The sequence below is a fragment of the Gallaecimonas xiamenensis 3-C-1 genome, from assembly GCF_000299915.1.
GTDB classification, from domain to species: domain Bacteria; phylum Pseudomonadota; class Gammaproteobacteria; order Enterobacterales; family Gallaecimonadaceae; genus Gallaecimonas; species Gallaecimonas xiamenensis.
The window spans coordinates 105,980-124,247 of sequence record NZ_AMRI01000001.1; the positions used below are offsets into that span (position 1 = coordinate 105,980).

Annotated in this window: 14 protein-coding genes; 2 read left to right on the forward strand and 12 right to left on the reverse strand. The window is 62.9% G+C overall.

The features are described 5' to 3' along the window. Nucleotides 1-46: 46 nt before the first annotated feature. The 9 genes from B3C1_RS00540 to B3C1_RS00580 all read right to left on the reverse strand — a co-directional run bounded on the left by B3C1_RS00540 (nt 47) and on the right by B3C1_RS00580 (nt 11,756). Nucleotides 47-1,210: an alpha-hydroxy acid oxidase gene (locus B3C1_RS00540; protein WP_008482185.1), complete on the reverse strand. Its 1,164-nt coding sequence runs from the start codon at nt 1,208-1,210 to the stop codon at nt 47-49. Nucleotides 1,211-1,252: 42 nt separating this feature from the next. Continuing rightward, nucleotides 1,253-1,984: an SDR family oxidoreductase gene (locus tag B3C1_RS00545; protein WP_008482186.1), complete on the reverse strand. Its 732-nt coding sequence runs from the start codon at nt 1,982-1,984 to the stop codon at nt 1,253-1,255. 100 nt (nt 1,985-2,084) lie between these two features. Then, a complete protein-coding gene (locus B3C1_RS00550; RefSeq protein ID WP_008482187.1) occupies nt 2,085-2,717 on the reverse strand; it encodes a DUF4253 domain-containing protein in 633 nt (210 codons plus the stop codon). Between the two features lie 80 nt (nt 2,718-2,797). After that, the gene (locus tag B3C1_RS00555) at nt 2,798-5,098 is read right to left on the reverse strand and encodes a carboxypeptidase-like regulatory domain-containing protein (RefSeq protein WP_008482188.1); all 2,301 of its coding nucleotides are present in this window, start codon (nt 5,096-5,098) and stop codon (nt 2,798-2,800) included. 9 nt (nt 5,099-5,107) lie between these two features. Further along, nucleotides 5,108-6,478 carry a glycerophosphodiester phosphodiesterase gene (locus tag B3C1_RS00560; protein ID WP_008482189.1) on the reverse strand — a complete coding sequence of 457 codons (1,371 nt, stop codon included), beginning with the start codon at nt 6,476-6,478 and terminating at the stop codon, nt 5,108-5,110. 208 nt (nt 6,479-6,686) lie between these two features. Beyond that, nucleotides 6,687-8,618: an exoribonuclease II gene (locus tag B3C1_RS00565; RefSeq protein ID WP_008482190.1), complete on the reverse strand. Its 1,932-nt coding sequence runs from the start codon at nt 8,616-8,618 to the stop codon at nt 6,687-6,689. Between the two features lie 104 nt (nt 8,619-8,722). Continuing rightward, entirely contained in the window at nt 8,723-9,604 is an 882-nt protein-coding gene (locus B3C1_RS00570) for a 3-hydroxyacyl-CoA dehydrogenase NAD-binding domain-containing protein (RefSeq protein WP_008482191.1), read from the reverse strand. A 131-nt stretch (nt 9,605-9,735) separates the two neighbouring features. Next, nucleotides 9,736-10,227, reverse strand: coding sequence for a DsrE family protein (locus B3C1_RS00575; RefSeq protein ID WP_008482193.1), 492 nt, complete (start codon nt 10,225-10,227; stop codon nt 9,736-9,738). Between the two features lie 8 nt (nt 10,228-10,235). Next, a complete protein-coding gene (locus B3C1_RS00580; protein ID WP_008482194.1) occupies nt 10,236-11,756 on the reverse strand; it encodes a bifunctional GNAT family N-acetyltransferase/carbon-nitrogen hydrolase family protein in 1,521 nt (506 codons plus the stop codon). A gap of 161 nt (nt 11,757-11,917) precedes the next feature. Between B3C1_RS00580 and B3C1_RS00585 the strand changes: the two genes are divergently transcribed. Then, complete coding sequence (locus B3C1_RS00585) at nt 11,918-12,775, forward strand: hypothetical protein (protein WP_156804410.1); 858 nt, start codon at nt 11,918-11,920, stop codon at nt 12,773-12,775. 29 nt (nt 12,776-12,804) lie between these two features. Here B3C1_RS00585 and B3C1_RS00590 read toward each other — a convergent pair whose 3' ends face one another. The 3 genes from B3C1_RS00590 to B3C1_RS00600 all read right to left on the reverse strand — a co-directional run bounded on the left by B3C1_RS00590 (nt 12,805) and on the right by B3C1_RS00600 (nt 16,702). Continuing rightward, nucleotides 12,805-13,953 carry an iron-containing alcohol dehydrogenase gene (locus B3C1_RS00590; RefSeq protein ID WP_008482197.1) on the reverse strand — a complete coding sequence of 383 codons (1,149 nt, stop codon included), beginning with the start codon at nt 13,951-13,953 and terminating at the stop codon, nt 12,805-12,807. Nucleotides 13,954-14,036: 83 nt separating this feature from the next. Then, the gene (locus tag B3C1_RS00595) at nt 14,037-16,154 is read right to left on the reverse strand and encodes a methyl-accepting chemotaxis protein (protein WP_008482198.1); all 2,118 of its coding nucleotides are present in this window, start codon (nt 16,152-16,154) and stop codon (nt 14,037-14,039) included. Between the two features lie 119 nt (nt 16,155-16,273). Next, nucleotides 16,274-16,702 (reverse strand): GNAT family N-acetyltransferase, encoded by a 429-nt coding sequence (locus B3C1_RS00600; protein WP_008482199.1) that lies wholly within the window; start codon nt 16,700-16,702, stop codon nt 16,274-16,276. Between B3C1_RS00600 and B3C1_RS00605 the strand changes: the two genes are divergently transcribed. Beyond that, a complete protein-coding gene (locus B3C1_RS00605; RefSeq protein ID WP_008482200.1) occupies nt 16,686-18,245 on the forward strand; it encodes a DUF2813 domain-containing protein in 1,560 nt (519 codons plus the stop codon). The genes B3C1_RS00600 and B3C1_RS00605 overlap by 17 nt on opposite strands. Nucleotides 18,246-18,268 lie beyond the last annotated feature (23 nt).

The following is an 18,268-nucleotide window of genomic DNA, read 5'->3' on the forward strand; positions in this document are numbered from 1 at the left end:
CTCATCAAAATAAGGCGGCGCAGCCCCCTGTGACCTTGAAGAAAGGCTATTGATAGCTGTCCAGGAATCCCTTTGGCAGCAGCAAGTTATGGCGGCCCAGCTCGGTAACCTGGCGCTCGCCGCAAAGGGCCATGGACACGTCCAGTTCCCGCTGCATCAGCTCAAGGGCCTTGCTGACCCCCGCTTGCCCCATGGCCCCCAGGCCATAGATATAGGCGCGCCCGGCCATGGCTCCCTTGGCCCCCAGGGCCAGGGCCTTGAGGATGTCCTGGCCGGAGCGAATGCCCGAGTCCAGGTAGACCTCGGTCTGGTGGCCGACGGCGGCGACGATGGCCGGCAACATGCGGATACTGGACAGGGCCCCGTCCAGCTGGCGGCCGCCGTGGTTGGACACCACTATGGCGTCGGCGCCGAAATCGGCCGCCTTGCGGGCGTCTTCTTCATCGAGGATGCCCTTAAGAATAAGCTTGCCGCCCCACATGTCGCGGATACGGCGGATCTTGTCCCAGTCGAGCTTGAGGTCGAACTGTTCGGCGGTCCAGCTCATCAGCGAGGAGGCGTCGGTCACTCCCTTGGCGTGGCCGACGATATTGCCAAAGTGGCGGCGTTTGGTGCCGAGCATCTGCAAGCCCCAGCCCCATTTGGTGGCCAGGTTGGCCAAGGTGGGCAGAGTCAGTTTCGGCGGCGCCGACAGGCCGTTTTTCAGGTCCTTGTGGCGCTGGCCGAGGATCTGCAGGTCCAGGGTCAGCACCAGGGCCGAGCAGCCCGCCCGCTTGGCCCGTTCGATAATGGCGGCCAGAAAGTCCTGGTCCCGCATCACATAGAGCTGAAACCAGAACGGCTGGCGGGTGTGGGCGGCCACGTCTTCGATGGAACAGATGGACATGGTGGACAGGGTATAGGGCACCCCGAAGGCCTCGGCGGCCCGGGCCGCCTTGATTTCCCCGTCGGCGCATTGCATGCCGGTCAGCCCCACCGGGCTCAGGGCCAGCGGCATGGCTACCGGCTGGCCCAGCAGGGTGTCGGCGGTGGAGCGGCCGGACATGTCTACCGCCACCTTTTGCCTGAGGCGGATCTGTGCAAAGTCGCTGCAATTGTCCCTGAAGGTCTGCTCGCTATAACTGCCCGACTCGGTGTAGTCGTAGAACATCTTGGGCACCCGCCGCCGGTACAGGCGCTTGAGATCCTCAATACAGGTGATAACGGCCATATAGCCTCCTTTGCTGGCCGGCGCCCTAGGCGCCTTGGGGGATCATTTACCGCCGGCGATATCCAGGATACTGCCGGTCACGAAACTGGCCTGGTCCGACAGCAACCAGGCGATGGCGTTGGCCACTTCCTCAGGGCTGCCGCCTCGCTTGAGGGGGATCTGTGGGCTCAGCCGCGCCACCCGGTCCGGCTCGCCGCCGTCGGCGTGCATCTGGGTATGGATAAAACCGGGGCGTACGCCGTTGACGCGGATGCCACGCTCGGCCACTTCCAGGGCTAGGCCCTTGGTCAGGCTGTCCATGGCGCCTTTGGCGGCGGCGTAATCGATGTATTCAAAAGGGGCACCGGTGCGGGCCGCTGCCGACGATACATTGACGATGGCGCCGCCCCTTGGCAGCTGGCCAAGGGCCTGGCGACAGCACAGGAAGCAGCCCAGCACATGGGTGCTGAGCACCTGGCTAAAGCGGGCCAGGCTGATGCCCTCAAAGGGCGTTTGGGTAAAGAGGATACCGGCGTTGTTGACCAGGTGGGTGACGGGCCCCAACTGGCGGGCAGTGCACTCAAAGAGGCGGGCCACGTCGGCTTCCTGGGTGACATCGGCCTGGCAGGCCATGGCTTGGCCCCCTTGGGCCTGGATCTGCGCCACCAGGGCCTGGGCTTGGTCCTGGCGCTGGCGGTAGTTGACGCAGACCCCATAACCTTCTTTGGCTAGAAGAAGGGCGGTAGCGGCGCCGATGCCGCGACTGGCCCCTGTGACGATAACCACCTTTTGCATGGGAATGTCCTGGCAGGATATGGGCGTCTTTACCCTGCTCCTGCCAGGGGGCGCTGTCCAGGCGCCAAAGGGCAGGGCGCCTGGGGGGCAGGTTAAGGCGTCAGCGCCAGAACAGGTAGATGGCGCCGTTGTGCTCGATATTGGCGGCCAGGGCGTCGATGGAATTGACCTGGGGGTTGAGGATATCGGGGTTGATGGTATAGGCCGCCTTGGCCAGGGCAAACCAGTCCGGGTTCGGCCCCAGCACCTTGGCCCGTAACCAGTCGCCACCGGCGCCGACAAGCTCCAACTGGAACTGCTGGCAAAGGTCCTGGTAATAGTCTTTGACCTGGGCGTTGGAGGGCTGGCCATTAGTGCCCTGGGTGGCGGCGGCGTCCAGGTAGGACTGCTCGTCCCGGGTGGGCACCACCACCAACAGATCGTCGGCAAAACCGTAGAAGTGGCCATAGACATAGACCTGGCTGGTGCTGTTCACCATGGCTTGGCGCAGCTTGACCAGGGTGTCGCTGGCGGTATCAGGGGCGATGCGGATCATCAGGCCAGGGGTGTCTTCTACCTTGCCGCCGGCGCCGGGCTTTTTCAGCTGGCGCAGGTTCTTGGCATAGGGGCGCAGGGCGGCCCTGGCGATATCGTCGATACCGTTGGCGTCCAGCAACTGCTGCTCTTGGCTGCTGTAACGGGGGCCGCAGCCGGCCAGCAAGGCCAGCAAGAAAAGGATAAGGGTGCGTTTCATCGGGGGTCCTTTGGAAAAAGCACTGTCAGGGGTTAAGGCGGCCTTGGGGCCCGGCCGCTGAAGAAGCCGGGCCCTAGGGCTTAGAGCGGGCTTAGGGTAATGGCCAGGGCCTGCTCGCCGGCGGGCAGGATATGCCACTGGCGATAGGGCCTGTAACCGGGGGCCGTGACCTGGATGTCGTAGTTGCCGGGTTTAAGGTGCATGCCCTGCTCGAAGCGGGGGCTGATGTTCATTATCCGCACCTGGGCCTTGGCGGCATTGGTGTTGATGGTCAGCGCCACGTCCTTGAGCACCGGTTTTTGCACCTTGGCCCACTCATCCGGCTGCAGGTCGATGGCCGCCAGGCCATGGGCCAGGGGGGCAAAGGCCCGGTAGATGCCCATATGGGCCTCCAGGCTGCGGCCCAGGGGGTGTAGCAGCGGCTGGGCGTGCAGGGTCCAGCGCAGGGCATAGGAAAAGGCCAGGTTGCTGGACTCTTCCACCTTGGTCAGGAAGTAGTTTACGGCGCTGTTGGGGGCTTGGGTGTAGCGGTTTTGTACCAGCAGCACCGGCAGCGCCAATACCAGCAGCGGCGGCAGCAGGGCCGCCCCCAGGCCTGCCCAGCGCTGCCAGGGGGCCTTGGCCTTGGGCGCTGCGCTGTCGCCTGCTGGCCTTGCCAGCTGCAGGGCCTTGAAGGGCAGCTTGATAAAGGTCATGCAGATCAGGAACAGGCTCAATGACATGGAGATGGGGGGGATCACCACAGAGCGCAGGGCCTGTTTGCCGGCGTCGGCAAAGCGGCCGCCGTCGGCAAATTCCTTCTGAGACTCGGCCAGCATGGCCAGGTAATGCTGGGTGCGCCGTTCGATGTTGGGGTCCAGCACATGGCGCTTGAAGTTCGCCCTGTTCCAGTCGGCCCTGACCCCTTTGACATAGAGATCCCCCATGCGATCGGCAATGCGGGCTTGGATCTGCGGGTGCTGCTGGAAGGCGTCCCAGCTGAGGTTGATGGGCAGGCTCAGGCCACGGGCGGCCATTTCCTGCTGCCAGCGCTGGTCGGCTTCGGCCTTGACCTTGGCGGCGACGGTGCGGTCAAACAGCGGCTTGTCATTGATGGTCCAGCTGGCCGGCAGATCCAGGCCCTTGGCCTTGATGGCCCGGCGCAGCTTGACCTGGGTTTGGGGGTGGCTGCGAAAGGCGGCCAGATTGGCGATGTCAAAGGGGTAGCCGGTTTCCTTGCTAAAAAGCGCCTGGAAGTTGGGGTGGGCCAGGAAGCGCTGCTGGTAGTGGTCCGGGCTGTCGGTGTACTTGTAGCGCTTGTCCTTAAAGCCGCCGTCGCCGCCGGTGGCCCAGTTCAGGGCCTGCAGGGCGGTGGTCAGGCCGCCGGTGAGCACCCCGGTCAGCACCGTGTTGGTGATGTTTTCGGTGGTGCTGACGTCCTCGACGATCAGCCAATAGTTGGCGTCGACGTTACCTATGCCGGCCTTGTTGATCATGGCCTTGTAGTTGGCGTCCTGCTTGGTGTAGCAGCGGTTGCGCCGCTCGGTCTTGTCGTAATGTTTTTTGCAGTCGGCCCTGTCTTCGAAGTAGCGGTAGATCTTGGGACCGTACTCCTGGGCCCGGGCCGAGGCCTTGGCGATATGGGCCTTCTGGGCCTGCTGGTAGCGGCTCCAGCCCTGGTTCACTTCCTGCTCCAGGCTTTGCCAGTACTGGGCCTGGCGGGCCGGGGTCTGGGCCAGGGCCTGGTTGTAGCGGTTGGACCCTTGGGCGTACTGCTGGTAGTGGGCCGACAGCTCCTTGTAGAGCTCGGAAAAGTCCTGGTAGTGCTGGTCAAAGTCGCGGTAGGCCTGCTTTTGCACGAAGTTGCCGATGATGTCGTGCTTGTAGGCGTCCAGGTTCTGGGCCAGGTTGTGGTCGCTGTAGGCCAGGCCGCCAAAAAGGGCCAGGAAGGTGAGGTTTTCCGAGCTGCCGGTGGCGGCGGTGTCGTAGTCGAGGCCCTGAACTGCCACGGCGTTGATGGCCAGGGCGTCACGCAGGGCGGCGCTGTAGGCAGCGTATTGGCGCTGCTCGGCGCTGCTGGGCTGGATAAGCCAGCGCTCAATCAGCAGCTTTTGGCCAAAAAAGACGGTGGGCCAGATGCCGGCGGTCAGCACCAGCATCGACACCGCGCCCTTAAGGGGGGTCTTGAAAAAGCGCGCCGGCAGCAGATCGGCCAGCAGCAGGGTAACGCCAATGCCCGACACCGTCCTGCCGTAGATCTCCAGGTGCTCCATGGCCAGGGGCTCTGGGGTACCCAGGCCGATAAGGGACACCAGCTGGGCGTTGAAGATGGCCTCGGGGATCAGGTAAAGGGCGCTGACAATCAGCAAGAAGAGGCGCCAGGGCCGTGATTTCAGTTGCATGGTCGTCCCTTAGTTTTGCTTGCGCAACTCGATGCTGATGGCCCCTTGGGTGTGCAGATCCACCCCGGTGTCTTTTTCCCTGGGGCCGGCATGGGTGTCCATCAACACCGGCTTGAAGGGCGGCGCCTGCTCGCCCCGGAAGGACTTGAGGCTGCCGCCAATGGCCGGGTAGAGGCCGTTGGGGTAATAGGTGTCCAGCAGGTCCAGCCGTTCCAGGTCCAGATCCCGGGGTAGGGCGGCTAGCTGCCGGCTTTGGGGGGTGCTGCCTGCAAACGCCCTGGGGCTGGGCACCCCAAAGCGGCTGCAAAAGCCGTAGACGCTGTCGTCGATGATGACGGCGTCGGGGCGGCGGCCGGCCGCAAGGGCCAGGATCCCCTGCTCGTGGTAGGGGTGGCCGTTGACGGTGTAGGTGGCCACCTGCACTCCCTGGCGCCGGGCGGCACTCATCAGCTCAATGGCGCTTTGGCGAAAGTGGCGGATATCCAGGGCCAGGCCAAAGTCGTGCTTGAGGGCCTTTTTCAGGCGAGCAAGGCCGGCGGCGGAGTCGTAGCGTTTGTCCTTGTAGCGCTTGTTGCCATAGCCTTGCAGATCCTCCAGCAAGGACTGGTTACGCAGGTAGATGGGGTCACCGCCGGCGCCTTTTTTCATGTCGGCGGCCAGCCGGTTCAAGGAAGTCTTGGCCGGGCTTTGGATAAAGGACAGGAACACCTCATCGTTGATGTCCCGTAGCCGCTCCAGGTTACGCAGCTCCAGGCTCGAGTAGTAGTAACGGCCCTGGCCAATCAGGGTATGGGCCAGGTAGTCGAGGATCTTTAGATCTTGGGGGCTGGCCGGGGTTTTCACTTCGATATTGATCTTCTGGCCGCCGCTGGCAAAGCGGGCAAAGGTCTTGGCGTATTCTTCGAAGCTGGGGGGCAGCTGGTCGATAAGGGCGCCGCTGGCCATGTCCCTTTCCCGCAAATAGCCCCATTCCTTCTTGTAACTCATGGACTCGATGCGCCGGCGCTGGTTGTCGACGGTGCCGGTGGCGCGGCCGGTGCGGGCGTCGTGGTGAATAACCCAGACATCGTCGCCGGTCAGGCGCACGTCGGTTTCAATGACGTCAAAGCCGTTGTCTAGGGCGTCTATCAGGGCGTTGACCGAGTTTTCCGGGTAGCGCACCGAGCCACGGTGGGCTTCGAGGGTCAGGCCGGCGCATTGGCGGGCCCCCAGGTAGTTGATGTTGTTAAGCCCGGTCAGCATAAAGCCCCGGGCAGCCAGGGCTTGGCTCAGGGCCTGGCGCTCCGGGCTTGGCGGGGCGGGCTGGCTTTGCTGGGGGCGCTGCTGGCAACCCAACAGGCCCAGGCAGATAAGGGCCGGTAGCAGAGTCGATAAACGCACTTTCTATCCCTGATGTTGGCGACAGTGGCGGGGCTGTTTAGTGCCCATTCACTTTTGTTAGAAGGCAGTAGCCTAAGACTACTGGCACTGTTTGCCTAGGTAAACGCCTCAAGGGGACTGGCCGGTCTGTTTGCCCAAGGACTAGGCAATGGTTGCCCCTTGGCATAAAAAAAGCCGGCCCAAGGCCGGCTTTTTGCGGTGTCGTAGCTTACTTGGCGGGTTTGGCCACCAGGGAACGGGTCTCTTCGTTGGCCTCGGTGAGCTGCACCTTGATGATGTCGGCCAGCTTGAAGCTTTCCTCGCCCTTGATAAGGACAGTGCCGGCTTCGAAGTTGACGTCCAGCTCGTCTTTGACGTCGTGGATCTGGGAGGCGGGCACGAAGGCCACGGCGCCGTTGTCCACCAGGCGCACCTTCATGCCACCCCGGTTAACGTCGATGACTTCGGCGTCGAACTGGGTGTCGGCACCGGCCTGGGGCTTGAGCCAGCGCACATAGAGCCAGTCGCCCATGTCGCGTTCGGCCAGGCGGTTGAGGCGGCGGTGGTCGGACAGGTGCTGGGCCAGGCTGTCGTTGGGCTTGGCTACCTGCTCGCCTTTCAAGATGGCCTTGATGATGCGGTGGTTGACCATGTCGCCGTATTTACGGATGGGGCTGGTCCAGGTGGCGTAGGCGGTGAGGCCAAGGCCATAGTGGGGGCCGGCTTCCAGGGTTATGGCGGCATAGCTTTGGAAACGGCGTAGGCGCCCATCCAGGAACTGCTTTTTGTTGCCGTCCAGCCAGCGGCGCATGGCGGCGTAGCCTTCCAGGGTGTGCACCTGGTCGATGTCCACCGGCACCTCGTGCTGGGCCAGCAGGGCTTTGGCGTCTTCGATTTTTTCGTCTTCAAAGCCGTTGTGGACGTTGTAGACACCGATACCGCCGTGGCGGCGCAGGTATTCACCACAGGCCACGTTGGCGGCGATCATGGACTCTTCAACAATGCGGTTGGCGATGCGGCGCTCTTCGCGGTGTACGGTCACCACATTGCCGTTTTCGTCCAGCTCGAAGCGGTAATCGGGGCGGTCGCCAAACACCAGGGCGTGGGCCTGGCGCCAGGCGGTGCGGGCTTCGGTGAAGTCGCGCAGCAGCTTGATGGTGGCCGCTTCGTCTTCATTGGCCGGTTGCCAGTCGCCGCTGCCGTCCAGCCAGTCAGACACGTTGTTGTAGACCAGCTTGTGACGAGACTGGATCCAGGCCGGGGTGAACTCGGTGTCGTCACCCAGGGTGCCGTCATCGGCCACGAACAGGCGGGCCACCAGGGCAGGGCGGGGTTCGCCGGCCTTGAGGGAGCACAGATCGTCGGACAGCACTTCTGGCAACATGGTGACGTTTTTGCCCGGCAGGTAAACGGTAAAGGCGCGCAGGGCTGCGGCCTTGTCCAGATCGGAGCCTTCTACCACGTAAGCGGTAGGATCGGCGATGGCCACCCACAGCTGGTAACCGCCTTCGACCTTCTCAATCCAGATGGCATCGTCCATGTCCTGGGTAGAGGCGGCATCGATGGTGGCAAAGGGAATGTGGCTCAGATCCTGGCGTTCCAGGCCGTCAATCAGGGTCAGCTCGCCGTCAAACTCGGGGGCAGTCTTTTGCAGGTTGTGGCGAGCCAGGGTGACGTGCCAGGGGGCGTAACCGTCGTCGGTGCCGGCCACTTTTTCCAGTACGTCGGCGTTAAAGCCGTTGTCGCCCTTGAGGGGGTGGCGCTTGAGTTCGGCCACCACCCAGTCCCCTTGCTTGAGATCCAGCTTCAGGCCCTTGGCGGGGCGGCAGCGGATGCTGTCTTTGATAAGGGGGTGATCCGGCACCACGTAGAAGCGGTCGTCACGCTGCTTGATGCGGCCTACAAAGCGGGTCAGGGACGGCTCGATCAGGGTATCGGGCTCGGCCACTTCCTTGTCTTTCTCGCTGCGTACCACGGCTTTGACCCGGTCACCGTGGATGACTTTCTTCATGTAGGGGGGCGGCACGAAGTAGGATTCCTTGCCGTCCACATCCAGGAAGCCAAAGCCTTTGTCGGATGCTTTGATATTGCCTTCCACGGTTTTGAGGTTTTCGCGGATCTCGGCCTTTAGCTGGGCCAGCAGCGGGTTGTCTTTGAACATCAAGGTCGCTCTGTAGGGTCAGACGGCGCGCCTTGGGGGCGGGCCGCTCGAAAACCCGCCCACTATACGAAAAGGCCCCCGCCAAGGCAAAGAAAAGGCCCTTTTCAGCCAGCGGCCGGGCTCTGCAGCCAGCTTACCAGTTCGGCCAGGGAGGCGTTGCGCCGCTTGGCGGCGTCGGCGGCCTGCTCTTCTGGCCAGGGGTAGAAACCTTGCCCCGCTTTTACCCCCAGTTCCCCCTTGGCCACCTTGTCTTGCAGCACCGCCAGGGGCGCCGTGGCGTTTTCCAGGTCGCTGTAGAGGTAGCTGGCAATGGCATGGTGCACGTCAAGGCCATTGACGTCCCGCTGCTCCAAGGGCCCGGTGATGGCCAGGCGCACCCCAAGGGCCCAACGGGCTACAAAGTCGATGTCCTCGGCACTGGCGATGCCTTTTTCCAGCAGCGACATGGCCTCCCGGGCCAGGGCATGTTGCAGGCGGTTACCGATAAAACCGGCAATGTCCTTCTGCACCACCACCGGTTTCTTGCCCAGTGTGGTCAACAGCGCCAGCACAGCGTCCACCGTGGCCTGGGTGGTCTGGTCGTGGCGGATCACTTCCACCAGGGGAATGATGTCGGCCGGGGTGAAAAAGTGCATGCCCACAAAACGCTGGGGCCCCTTGAGGCCGGCCCCTATGGCGTTGACCGACAGCCCCGAGGTGTTGGTGGCGAGGATACACTCTGGGTTCACTACCGCTTCCAATTCCTTAAAGAGCCGCTCCTTGAGGGCCAGGTTCTCCGGCACCGCTTCGATGACCAGCCAGGCCGTTTTGGCGGCGGCCAGCTCGGAGGCAAAGGCCACGCCTTGGGGCAGGGCGGCCTGGGCTTTGAGCAGGGCCTGGGGTTGGGGGTCTATCAAGATCACCTGCTGGTCGGCGGCGGCCAACAGGGCGGCGATGGCGGCGCCCATGGTGCCGGCGCCGATGATGGCGACAGGGGCTGAAGTCATGCTGCATCACTCCGTGGTTCGATTATCGTACTTATGTTCGGCATTGACAGTACCACAGGGTAAGCGCCAGGGGCAGGGGGCGCGGCCAGCGGTGGGCGCCGGGCGATAAAAAGGCCGCTGTCGCGGCCTTGTCAGGGGAGCAGGCTAAAGCCTTGCTGCTGCAGCACCGTCAGCTCGGTCATGGCCGACAGGGCCAGCTGCACGTCCGGGCGCAGCTCGTTGTCGCCGTAGCCCTGGGCGCTGTAGGACTGGCCGCAGACATAGACCTTGACCCCGGCGTGGATCAGGGCGTCCAGCAAGGTGGCCGAACCGTCTTCTACTTCAAAGCGCTTCAGATGGGCCTGATCGTTAAGGGCATGGCGGGTAGCGGAGCCGTGCAGCACCACCGCCAGGGCCATGGCCTCTGGCTTGATACCGGCCCTGGCATGCATGTTGAGGTAACGGGCTACCGATTCGAGCTTTCTAGACAGGGCGCCCGGGTCGGGGGCACCGGTAACGTCGAACACCGCCTTGAGCTTGATGTCGCTGGGGATGGGGGCGGCGTTGTTGACCTCGAACACCGGGCCAAAATCCTTGATAACCGGCCCCAGTGTGGCGGCGCTGGCCAGGGCAATGCTGAGCATCTGAGTTCCTATTTATGCAGGGTAAGGGTGAACAGATCGTGGCGCCTGTCCTTGAGGTTACGCACCGAGCCCTCCGAGCGCACCACCTTGAGTTTGTCCAAGTCCAGATCGGAAAAAAGGATCATCTCGGTATTGGGGGTGGCCTCGGCCATGACTGCGTCATGGGGGAAGGCAAAGTCTGATGGACTGAACACCGCCGACTGGGCGTATTGTACGTCCAGGCTCTCCACCTGGGGAAGGTTGCCCACCGACCCGCAGATGGCCACGTAGCATTCGTTCTCGATGGCCCTGGCCTGGGCGCAGTGGCGTACCCGCAGGTAGGCGTTTTTGGTGTCGGTCCAGAAGGGCACGAACAGCATTTCCATGCCCTGGTCAGCCAGGATGCGGCCCAGCTCGGGGAATTCCACGTCATAGCACACCAATATGCCCACCTTGCCGGCGTCGGTGTCGAAGGCGCGTACCTGATGGCCCCCTTCGATAACCCAGTCGCGCCGCTCGTGAGGGGTGATGTGCAGCTTGTATTGCACTTCGGTGGAGCCGTCACGCCGGCACAGATAGGCGACGTTGAACAGTTCCTTGCCTTCCAGTAGCGGCATGGAGCCGGTGATGATGTTGATGTTGTAGCTCACCGCCATCTGCGACAGCTGCTGGCGAAAGTGCTCGGTAAAGCTGGCCAGGTAGCGGATGGCCTCCTGCTGCTGCACCGTGTTGGCAAGGCCCATCAGCGGGGCGTTGAAAAACTCCGGGAACACCACAAAGTCCGACTTGTAGTCAGATACCGCGTCCACGAAGTATTCCACCTGCTTGAGCACCTCTTCGGCGCTGTGGAATTCGCGCATCTGCCATTGCACGGCGCCGATGCGCACCTGGCGCTTTTGGCTGAGGGTGCTCTCTTCCGGGTCGAAGAGGATGTTGGACCATTCCAGCAAGGTGGCGTAGCCCTGGGAGCGTTTGTCTTCCGGCAGGTATTGGCGCAGCAGCCGTTTTACCTGGAAGTCGTTGGCCAGCTGGAAGGACAGGATAGGGTCGTAAATGGCCTTGCGATCCACCTCTTCGATGTATTGGGAGGGGGTCATGTTGTCGGCGTGCTGGTAGTAGTTGACGATACGGCCCCCGGCCAGGATGGCCCGCAGGTTGAGGCTGCGGCACAGCTCCTTTCGCACCTCGTAGAGGCGCCGACCCAGGCGGTAACCCCGGTACTCGGGGTCGATAAACACATCCAGGCCGTAGAGGGCATCGCCCCCTTCGTCGTGGGCTATGGTCATGCGGTTGGTGATGAGGTCGTCGTAGGTGTGGGGGTTGGAAAAACGCTTGTACTCCACCTGGACGGTGAGGGCCACGGCCACCAGCTGGCCCTGGTCTTCGATACAGATCTGGCCTTCGGGAAACTGGTTTATCAGGTGCTCTATGGTGTGTTTGGGCCAGGAGCCGCCGATGTCCTTGTAAACCAGGTCCATCAGCTGCTTGAGTTGCGGGAAGTCATTCTTGGTGAGCTCGCGGACTTTCAGGATCAGATCTTCGGTGCTCATGGATTGTCCTCTTGTGCAGCTCCTTTCACGCTAACGCAAAATAATCCCCTTGTCACAGCGGCACTTGGCAGATCGGCTCTTCATTCAGCCAAGGATGACATTCACCCCTTGTACAGGTCGGTATAGCTTGGCATCAGCTCAAAAAATAAGATATCGGCATCATGAGATACCCATTGCTTGCGGGCCTGGCGGCGCTACTTCTGCTGGCGGGCTGTGATACCAATCCCAAGGCAAGGGCCCAGGTCAAGGCCCCCGAGCAGACGGTGCAGCCGCCCGCGCCCAAGGCGCCCAAGGGTCCGGTTGTGACAACCTTGTCTGAGCGGCTCAGCCCCCGCCAGCAGGCGCTGGCCATGACCCTGCTGGATGCGCCCCTGCGCTATGCCCCTGGCCGCTACAGCCAGTTTATGGAGCCGGCCGGCAAGGACAGCTTTCCCCTGCTGCTGGGCCGCAAGACCGGCAAGCCCATGGCCGCCGCCGGGGTCAGCCAGGCGGGGCGCCGCTACCTGGCCTTCGGTACCGTGCCTGTCACCTACGAATTCGAACCCTTCCACAAGAACCTCGAGGAACTGGTGGGCTGGTTGTTGTCTGGTGAGCCGGGTTTTGTCTACAAGCCGGGTGCGGTGATCGCCACCGCGTTTTTGGGTACCCAGGACAAGAAAGTGAGCAGCTGGCTGCGCCGCAACATGAAAGACGTGGCGGTGGTGCAATGTGAAGTGCTGGGACTCAAAGAATGCCTGGGCGCCGCCGATCTGGTGGTGCTGGGTGCCGAAGGGGACAGCGCCGAGGCCAAGGGCCTGGTGGCGGTACTGGATAAAAAGTCGGCGCTGCCGGTGCTCTATTTCCATACCCCCTATTGGAAGGAGTCGGAGTTTGCCCGCCAGATCCTGGCCTCCATCCAGTTGCGCCAGGGTGAGGCGGGGGGCAATTACTGGACCCAGGACGCGGCCAATTGGGCCAGCCTTGGCGACATGTTCCAGACCCGCCTGGCCATGAATGCCAGCTTCAGCCAAAGCGAATAGGAAAAAGGCGCCCTGGGGCGCCTTTTTGGTCAGAGTGCCGCGTTGAAAACGGCGCGGCTCACCTCAAGGCTCACCCCGCCGTCTTCCCCCAGGGCAGTCATGCCCTTGCGCTCAAGGGCGCCTACCAGGCCATCTACCACGGTTTCATCAAGGTCATAGTCCCGCAAACGGGTGCCCATCTCCAAGGAGCGGAAGAAGGCTTCCATGGCGGCTATCCCTGCCTCGATGCGGGCCTCATTGTCCCCTTCGGTAATGGCGAACACCCGCTCGGCAAATTGCAGCAGTTTGGCGCCCTTGGCGTCTTTTCGTACCCGCAACAGGGCCGGCAGCACCACCGCCAGGGTGCGGCCGTGGTCCAGGCCGAAGCGGGCGGTGAGTTCATGGCCCAGGGCATGGGTGGACCAGTCTTGGGGAACCCCCACACCGAGGATACCGTTCAGGGCCATGGTGGCGGCCCACATCAGGTTGGCCCTGGCCTCGTAGCTGGTGGGTTGGGCCAGGGCCTTGGGGCCTTCTTCTATCAGGGTCAGCATCACCCCTTCGGCGAACCTGTCCTGGACCGGGGCGCCGCCTGTGGTGAGGTATTGCTCCATCACATGGACAAAGGCATCGACGATGCCGTTGGCCACCTGGCGCGGCGGCAGGCTGTAGGTGGTGGTGGGGTCCAGCACCGCAAACTGGGGTTTGACCAGGTCGCTGTAAAAGGACAGCTTGTCCTCGCCCCGGGTCACCACGGCGGCGCCGTTGGTTTCCGAGCCGGTGGCGGGCAGGGTCAGTACGCTGGCCAGGGGCAGGGCGGCCTTGACCGGGGCGTCCTGGCTGAGGATCTGCCAGGGATCGGTGCCCTCAAAGCAGACGGCGGCAGCGATAAACTTGGTACCGTCCAGCACCGAGCCGCCGCCCACTGCCAGCAGGTAGTCGTAGCCTTCATTGCGGATAAGCTCCACCGCCTTCATCAGGGTGGGGTAACGGGGGTTGGGCTCGATGTCGCCAAATTCCCCCACTTGATGCCCCACCAGGGCCGCCTTGACCTGGTCGTAAACGCCGTTTTGGAAGATGGAGCCACCGCCGTAGGTAAGCAGGACCTTGGCCTGGGGTGGAATGTGCTGGGCCAGGTTGGCTATCTCCCCTTCACCGAAACGGATAAGGGTGGGGCTTTGGAAGACAAAGTTATTCATGGATGCACCGGCTGTGTGGCTGTGTGGCCCATGGTACGCCAGGGCAGGGGCAATAAAAAACGCCCCGAAGGGCGTTTTTGTCGTCAGGTTTTGAGCTTGCCCAGCTCCCCATCCAGGTCCCGCACCAGGCTGTGCAGCTGCTGGCCGGAGTGCTCGGCCCGCTGGGCCAGGGTGGCCAGTTCGCTGGCGGCCTCGCCGATGCCGGTGATGTTGCGGTTGATCTCGTCGCTGACCGAGCTTTGTTCCTCGGCGGCGGTGGCCATCTGGGTGACATGGTCGTTGATGGTGTCAATCAGCCGCACTACCTCGGTCAGGTCGTTAAAGGCGCTGTGGGTCTGCTCCACCGTGCTGCTGGCCCGCTCTACCCCTTGGTCTATCACCGACACGGTGGCGGTCACTTCCTTGTTGAGGCTGTTTATCACCCCGGCTATCTCGTCGGTGGAGGTGCGGGTCTTGGCGGCCAGGGCCCGTACTTCGTCTGCTACCACCGCAAAACCCCGGCCCTGATCCCCGGCCCTGGCCGCCTCGATGGCGGCGTTCAGGGCCAGCAGGTTGGTCTGCTCGGCGATGTTGCGGATCACATCCAAGATGGCGTTGATGTCGCTGCTGCGGGCCGCAACCTGGTTGACGGCGGTGGCCGCGGTGGACATGTCGTCGGCCAGGCCTTGTACGTCCTGGACGGCGGTTTCCAAGGTGCGGCGCGACCCCTGTACGGCGTCGTTGGCCTGGTTGGCCTCGCTGGCGGCCTGGGCGGCAAACTGGGCCACTTCGGTGGCGGCGGCGCTCATCTCGTTCATGGCGGTGACCACGGACTCGATTTCAGCGTGTTGGCGTGCCACCAACTGGCGGGTCTCGGTGGCGATACGGGCGCTGCCCTCGGCCTGGCTGCCCACCTCGAGGCTGATGCCCTTGAGGTGCACTATCATGCCCCGCAGTTTGCCAAGGAAGCGGTTAAAGCCCCCGGCCAGGCTGATAAGCTCCTGGTGGGTATCGATGTCCACTTCCCTTGTCAGGTCCCCCTCGGCGCTGTTGAGGTTGTCCATGCGGCTATTAAAGAGATTCAGGGGGCGGGTGATGGTGCGCACCAGGAACACCATTACCACCAGGCCCACTGCCACCACCAGCACCCCTATGCCCATCTGGCTCAGCACCAGTTGCTGGAAGTCCTGGTCTATGGACTTGTTCATGGCGTTGACGTCGGCCAGGGCCAGGGCCTTGGGCACTTCGATCACCAGCTTCCAGGTCTGGCCGGAGGCGGGAATGGTCACCGGGTAGGACACAAACAGGCTCTGGTCGGTTTCCAGCCGGTCCTGGCCCTGCATGCCCAGGATCTGCGCGGCCATGTCCGGCATTACCGTTTTAAGGGACTGGGCCAGCTTGTCCTCGTGGTGGCTGGCACCCACCAACAGGCCCAGTTTGGACAGCAGCATCACCTTGGCCTGGCCGTCATAGAGAGAGGCGGACAGGGCCTTGACCTTCTTTTGGAACACCGGCAGGTTCACATCCACCCCCACCACGCCCCGAAAGCGCCCCTGGGCCAGTACCGGCACGGTCAGGGAGGTCATCAGCTCGGAATAGCCCGGGCTTATTTCGTAGAGGTAGGGCTCCATCAGGCAGGGTTTTTTATTGTCCATGGCGCACAGGTACCACTCGGCCTCGCGCAGGCCGTTGGCGCCGACGGTGGCCACGTGCTTTTCATCGGCATCTTCTACCGCCTGCTGGGAAATGTTGCCTTGCTGGTCGCGGGTGAAATAGACCTCCAAGGTGCCGACCCCGGCCACCGAGTGCTCGAAACCGCTTTTGAAGTTGGCGTCCTGGCCGTCGTAGGCGTTGGCCTCAAACTGGCTGTAGACCGAACTCATCCCCGGGTTGGCGGCCAGGATGGCCCTGTCCATATCCGCCACCTGCTGGCGGGCCAGGGGCTCGGCAGATTCAATGCTGCCTTTGAGCAGGCCGGCCAGGGACAGGGGCACCCGGTAGGCTTCATTGATAAAGGCCGCCATCTGCTCGCCCGACTGGCCAGCCTGGGCCTCCAGGCGGCGCATCAGTTCTTCTTCGACCTGGCGGGTGCTTTCGCTGCGCACCTTGTTGGCAGCGGTGTCGAGGAAGCCGGCCACTACCAGCGTCAACACACCTATGGAAATGAGTAACAACAGCCCTGTCGTTAGGAAGAGTTTGAATGCAAGCGACTTTTCTTTCATTGGGTCCACCTTGGGGGAAAGACTGTTCTTGTTATCGGCCTGGGCCGTTTTTTCTCCACCTTTCTTTGTAGGCCCCTTGGCGCTAAATTGCGAAGGGAGGCCTACTGATTGTCGAATATCTATGCAATCAAGGTCTTGCGAAAGCGAACCTGGTTGTTTTCCCGGCCAAGGGCCTGGTAGTGATTCTTGGCCAACAGGCCTAACATGGCGGGAAAGCGGTCGCTCGATTTGACCTCCAGGGCGCGGTAGCCCTGGGCCTTGACCCACTGCTCCTGGGCGGCCAGCAGTTGCTGGGCCAGGCCCTGGCTACGAAAGGGCGGCAACACGCCCCCCAGCCAGGAATAAAAGGTGTCGGCGCTCAGGGCGTAGCCCAGTTTGAAGGCGGCCGGCACCTCATCGACCAGGGCCACCAGGCATAAGTGGGGGCCCCTAAAGCGGGCAAGATAGTCATCGACGCTGCGCCCGCCAGCAAATTCGGGCAGCGCCCCTTCCAAGGCGCTGGCCAGGCTCAAATCGGCGTGCAGGATGCGTATGCGGTTAGAACACATTGCCATTTCCCATTTTCAAGGTATCAAGTCCCTGTCCCTGCCTTTGGAGGCAGCCTCGACCCTGATTGCCGAGAACACCTGGGGCCACCGTTCCTTTATCAATGCCCTGTACAAGGTCATGGGGCCGGACGGCGTGGACGCCGTTTTCGAAAACGGGGATTTTTACCAAGGCGGCGACCAACTGCAACTGGTGTTGACCTTCGTGGAGGGGCATGGTGGCCACTGGCGCCGCCTGCGCTACCGGCCGTTGCGCACCCTGATGTGGGGCCAGGCCGACGGTCATATGCGCCTGCGCCTGGGCTGGTTTGCCCAAAAGGGGCAGGGCAGCCAGCTGCGTTTTTTGGGCCAGGACGGCCAGCCCCTTGACGACCAGCAACAAACCCCGCGCCTGGCCCGCCATCTTCTAACCCTGCACCCGGTGCTGCGCCTGGGCTTTCCCGATGCCGACCATCTAAGCCAACTGCCTTGGCTAAGAGAGCTCCTGGAGGCCCCTGAGCAGTTTGAGGAACAGGAACTGCAAGAGGGCCTGGACTCGGTCAAGGCCCTGTTGTCACGCTATTTCACCAGCCCGGTGCGCCAACGCCCCAGGGACAGGAACGCCATAGCCCGCCAGCCCATCAACTGGGCCGCTATCCGCACCCTGGAGCAGGTGCTGAACCAATCGGCCAACCGCCAGACCCGGCTGGCCATGTTGGGCCTGTTCGGGGTGCTGATGCACACCCAGGACGCCAAGCCCTTTGCTCGTTTGGCCAGGCCCCTGTTGTTGCTGGACATGCCAGAGGCCCGCCTGCACCCGGTGATGCTGGCCACCTTTTGGAGCCTGGTGGTGCAATTGCCCTTGCCCAGGTTGCTGCTGACCCAGTCTTCGGAGTTGCTGGGGGCCCAGGATCTGTTGTCCATCCGCCGCCTGGTGCGCCGCCAGGGGGAGCTGCACTGTTACCGGTTGCACCATGCCCTGCGCGAAGACGATTACCGGCGTATCGGCTTTCATCTGCGGGTCAACCGCCCGGCCAGCCTTTTTGCCCGCTGCTGGCTGCTGGTGGAGGGGGAAACCGAGATCTGGCTGATGTCAGAGCTGGCCCATCTGGCTGGGGTGCATCTGGCGGCAGAGGGTATCAGGGTGATCGACTTTGCCCAGTGTGGCCTTAAACCGCTGTTGCACCTGACCCGGGACCTGGGCATAGGGGTTCATGTGCTCTGCGATGGGGACGAAGCCGGCGACCGCTACGCCGCCCAGGTGCGTGGCCTACTGGGGGACAGAGCCGAGGCTAGCCTGACCCAGCTGCCGGCCAAGGACGTAGAGCATTTTTTCTACCAAGAGGGTTACCAGGAGCTCTTTACCCGCCTGGCCCGCTGGCACCAAGCCCATGGCAGTCCCAGCCAGGTGATCCGTGCCGCCATTTCCCGCCAGTCCAAACCCGAGCTGGCCCTGCGTATCGCCGAGGAAGCCGGCAAACGGGGCAAGGAAGGGGTGCCGGTGCTGCTGCGACGGCTATTCAGTCAGCTGCGACAATCGGCACTGGCCAGCGCCCCGAAAGACTGAGGCTTGTGGCAAAATAGGCTGCC

Coding starts and splice junctions, on each gene's coding strand:
- B3C1_RS00540 (WP_008482185.1), bottom strand. CDS start 1,210: ATGGCCGTTATCACCTGTATTGAGGATCTCAAGCGCCTGTACCGGCGG.
- B3C1_RS00545 (WP_008482186.1), bottom strand. CDS start 1,984: ATGCAAAAGGTGGTTATCGTCACAGGGGCCAGTCGCGGCATCGGCGCC.
- B3C1_RS00550 (WP_008482187.1), bottom strand. CDS start 2,717: ATGAAACGCACCCTTATCCTTTTCTTGCTGGCCTTGCTGGCCGGCTGC.
- B3C1_RS00555 (WP_008482188.1), bottom strand. CDS start 5,098: ATGCAACTGAAATCACGGCCCTGGCGCCTCTTCTTGCTGATTGTCAGC.
- B3C1_RS00565 (WP_008482190.1), bottom strand. CDS start 8,618: ATGTTCAAAGACAACCCGCTGCTGGCCCAGCTAAAGGCCGAGATCCGC.
- B3C1_RS00570 (WP_008482191.1), bottom strand. CDS start 9,604: ATGACTTCAGCCCCTGTCGCCATCATCGGCGCCGGCACCATGGGCGCC.
- B3C1_RS00575 (WP_008482193.1), bottom strand. CDS start 10,227: ATGCTCAGCATTGCCCTGGCCAGCGCCGCCACACTGGGGCCGGTTATC.
- B3C1_RS00580 (WP_008482194.1), bottom strand. CDS start 11,756: ATGAGCACCGAAGATCTGATCCTGAAAGTCCGCGAGCTCACCAAGAAT.
- B3C1_RS00585 (WP_156804410.1), top strand. CDS start 11,918: ATGAGATACCCATTGCTTGCGGGCCTGGCGGCGCTACTTCTGCTGGCG.
- B3C1_RS00590 (WP_008482197.1), bottom strand. CDS start 13,953: ATGAATAACTTTGTCTTCCAAAGCCCCACCCTTATCCGTTTCGGTGAA.
- B3C1_RS00595 (WP_008482198.1), bottom strand. CDS start 16,154: ATGAAAGAAAAGTCGCTTGCATTCAAACTCTTCCTAACGACAGGGCTG.
- B3C1_RS00605 (WP_008482200.1), top strand. CDS start 16,686: ATGCGGTTAGAACACATTGCCATTTCCCATTTTCAAGGTATCAAGTCC.
- B3C1_RS00600 (WP_008482199.1), bottom strand. CDS start 16,702: ATGTGTTCTAACCGCATACGCATCCTGCACGCCGATTTGAGCCTGGCC.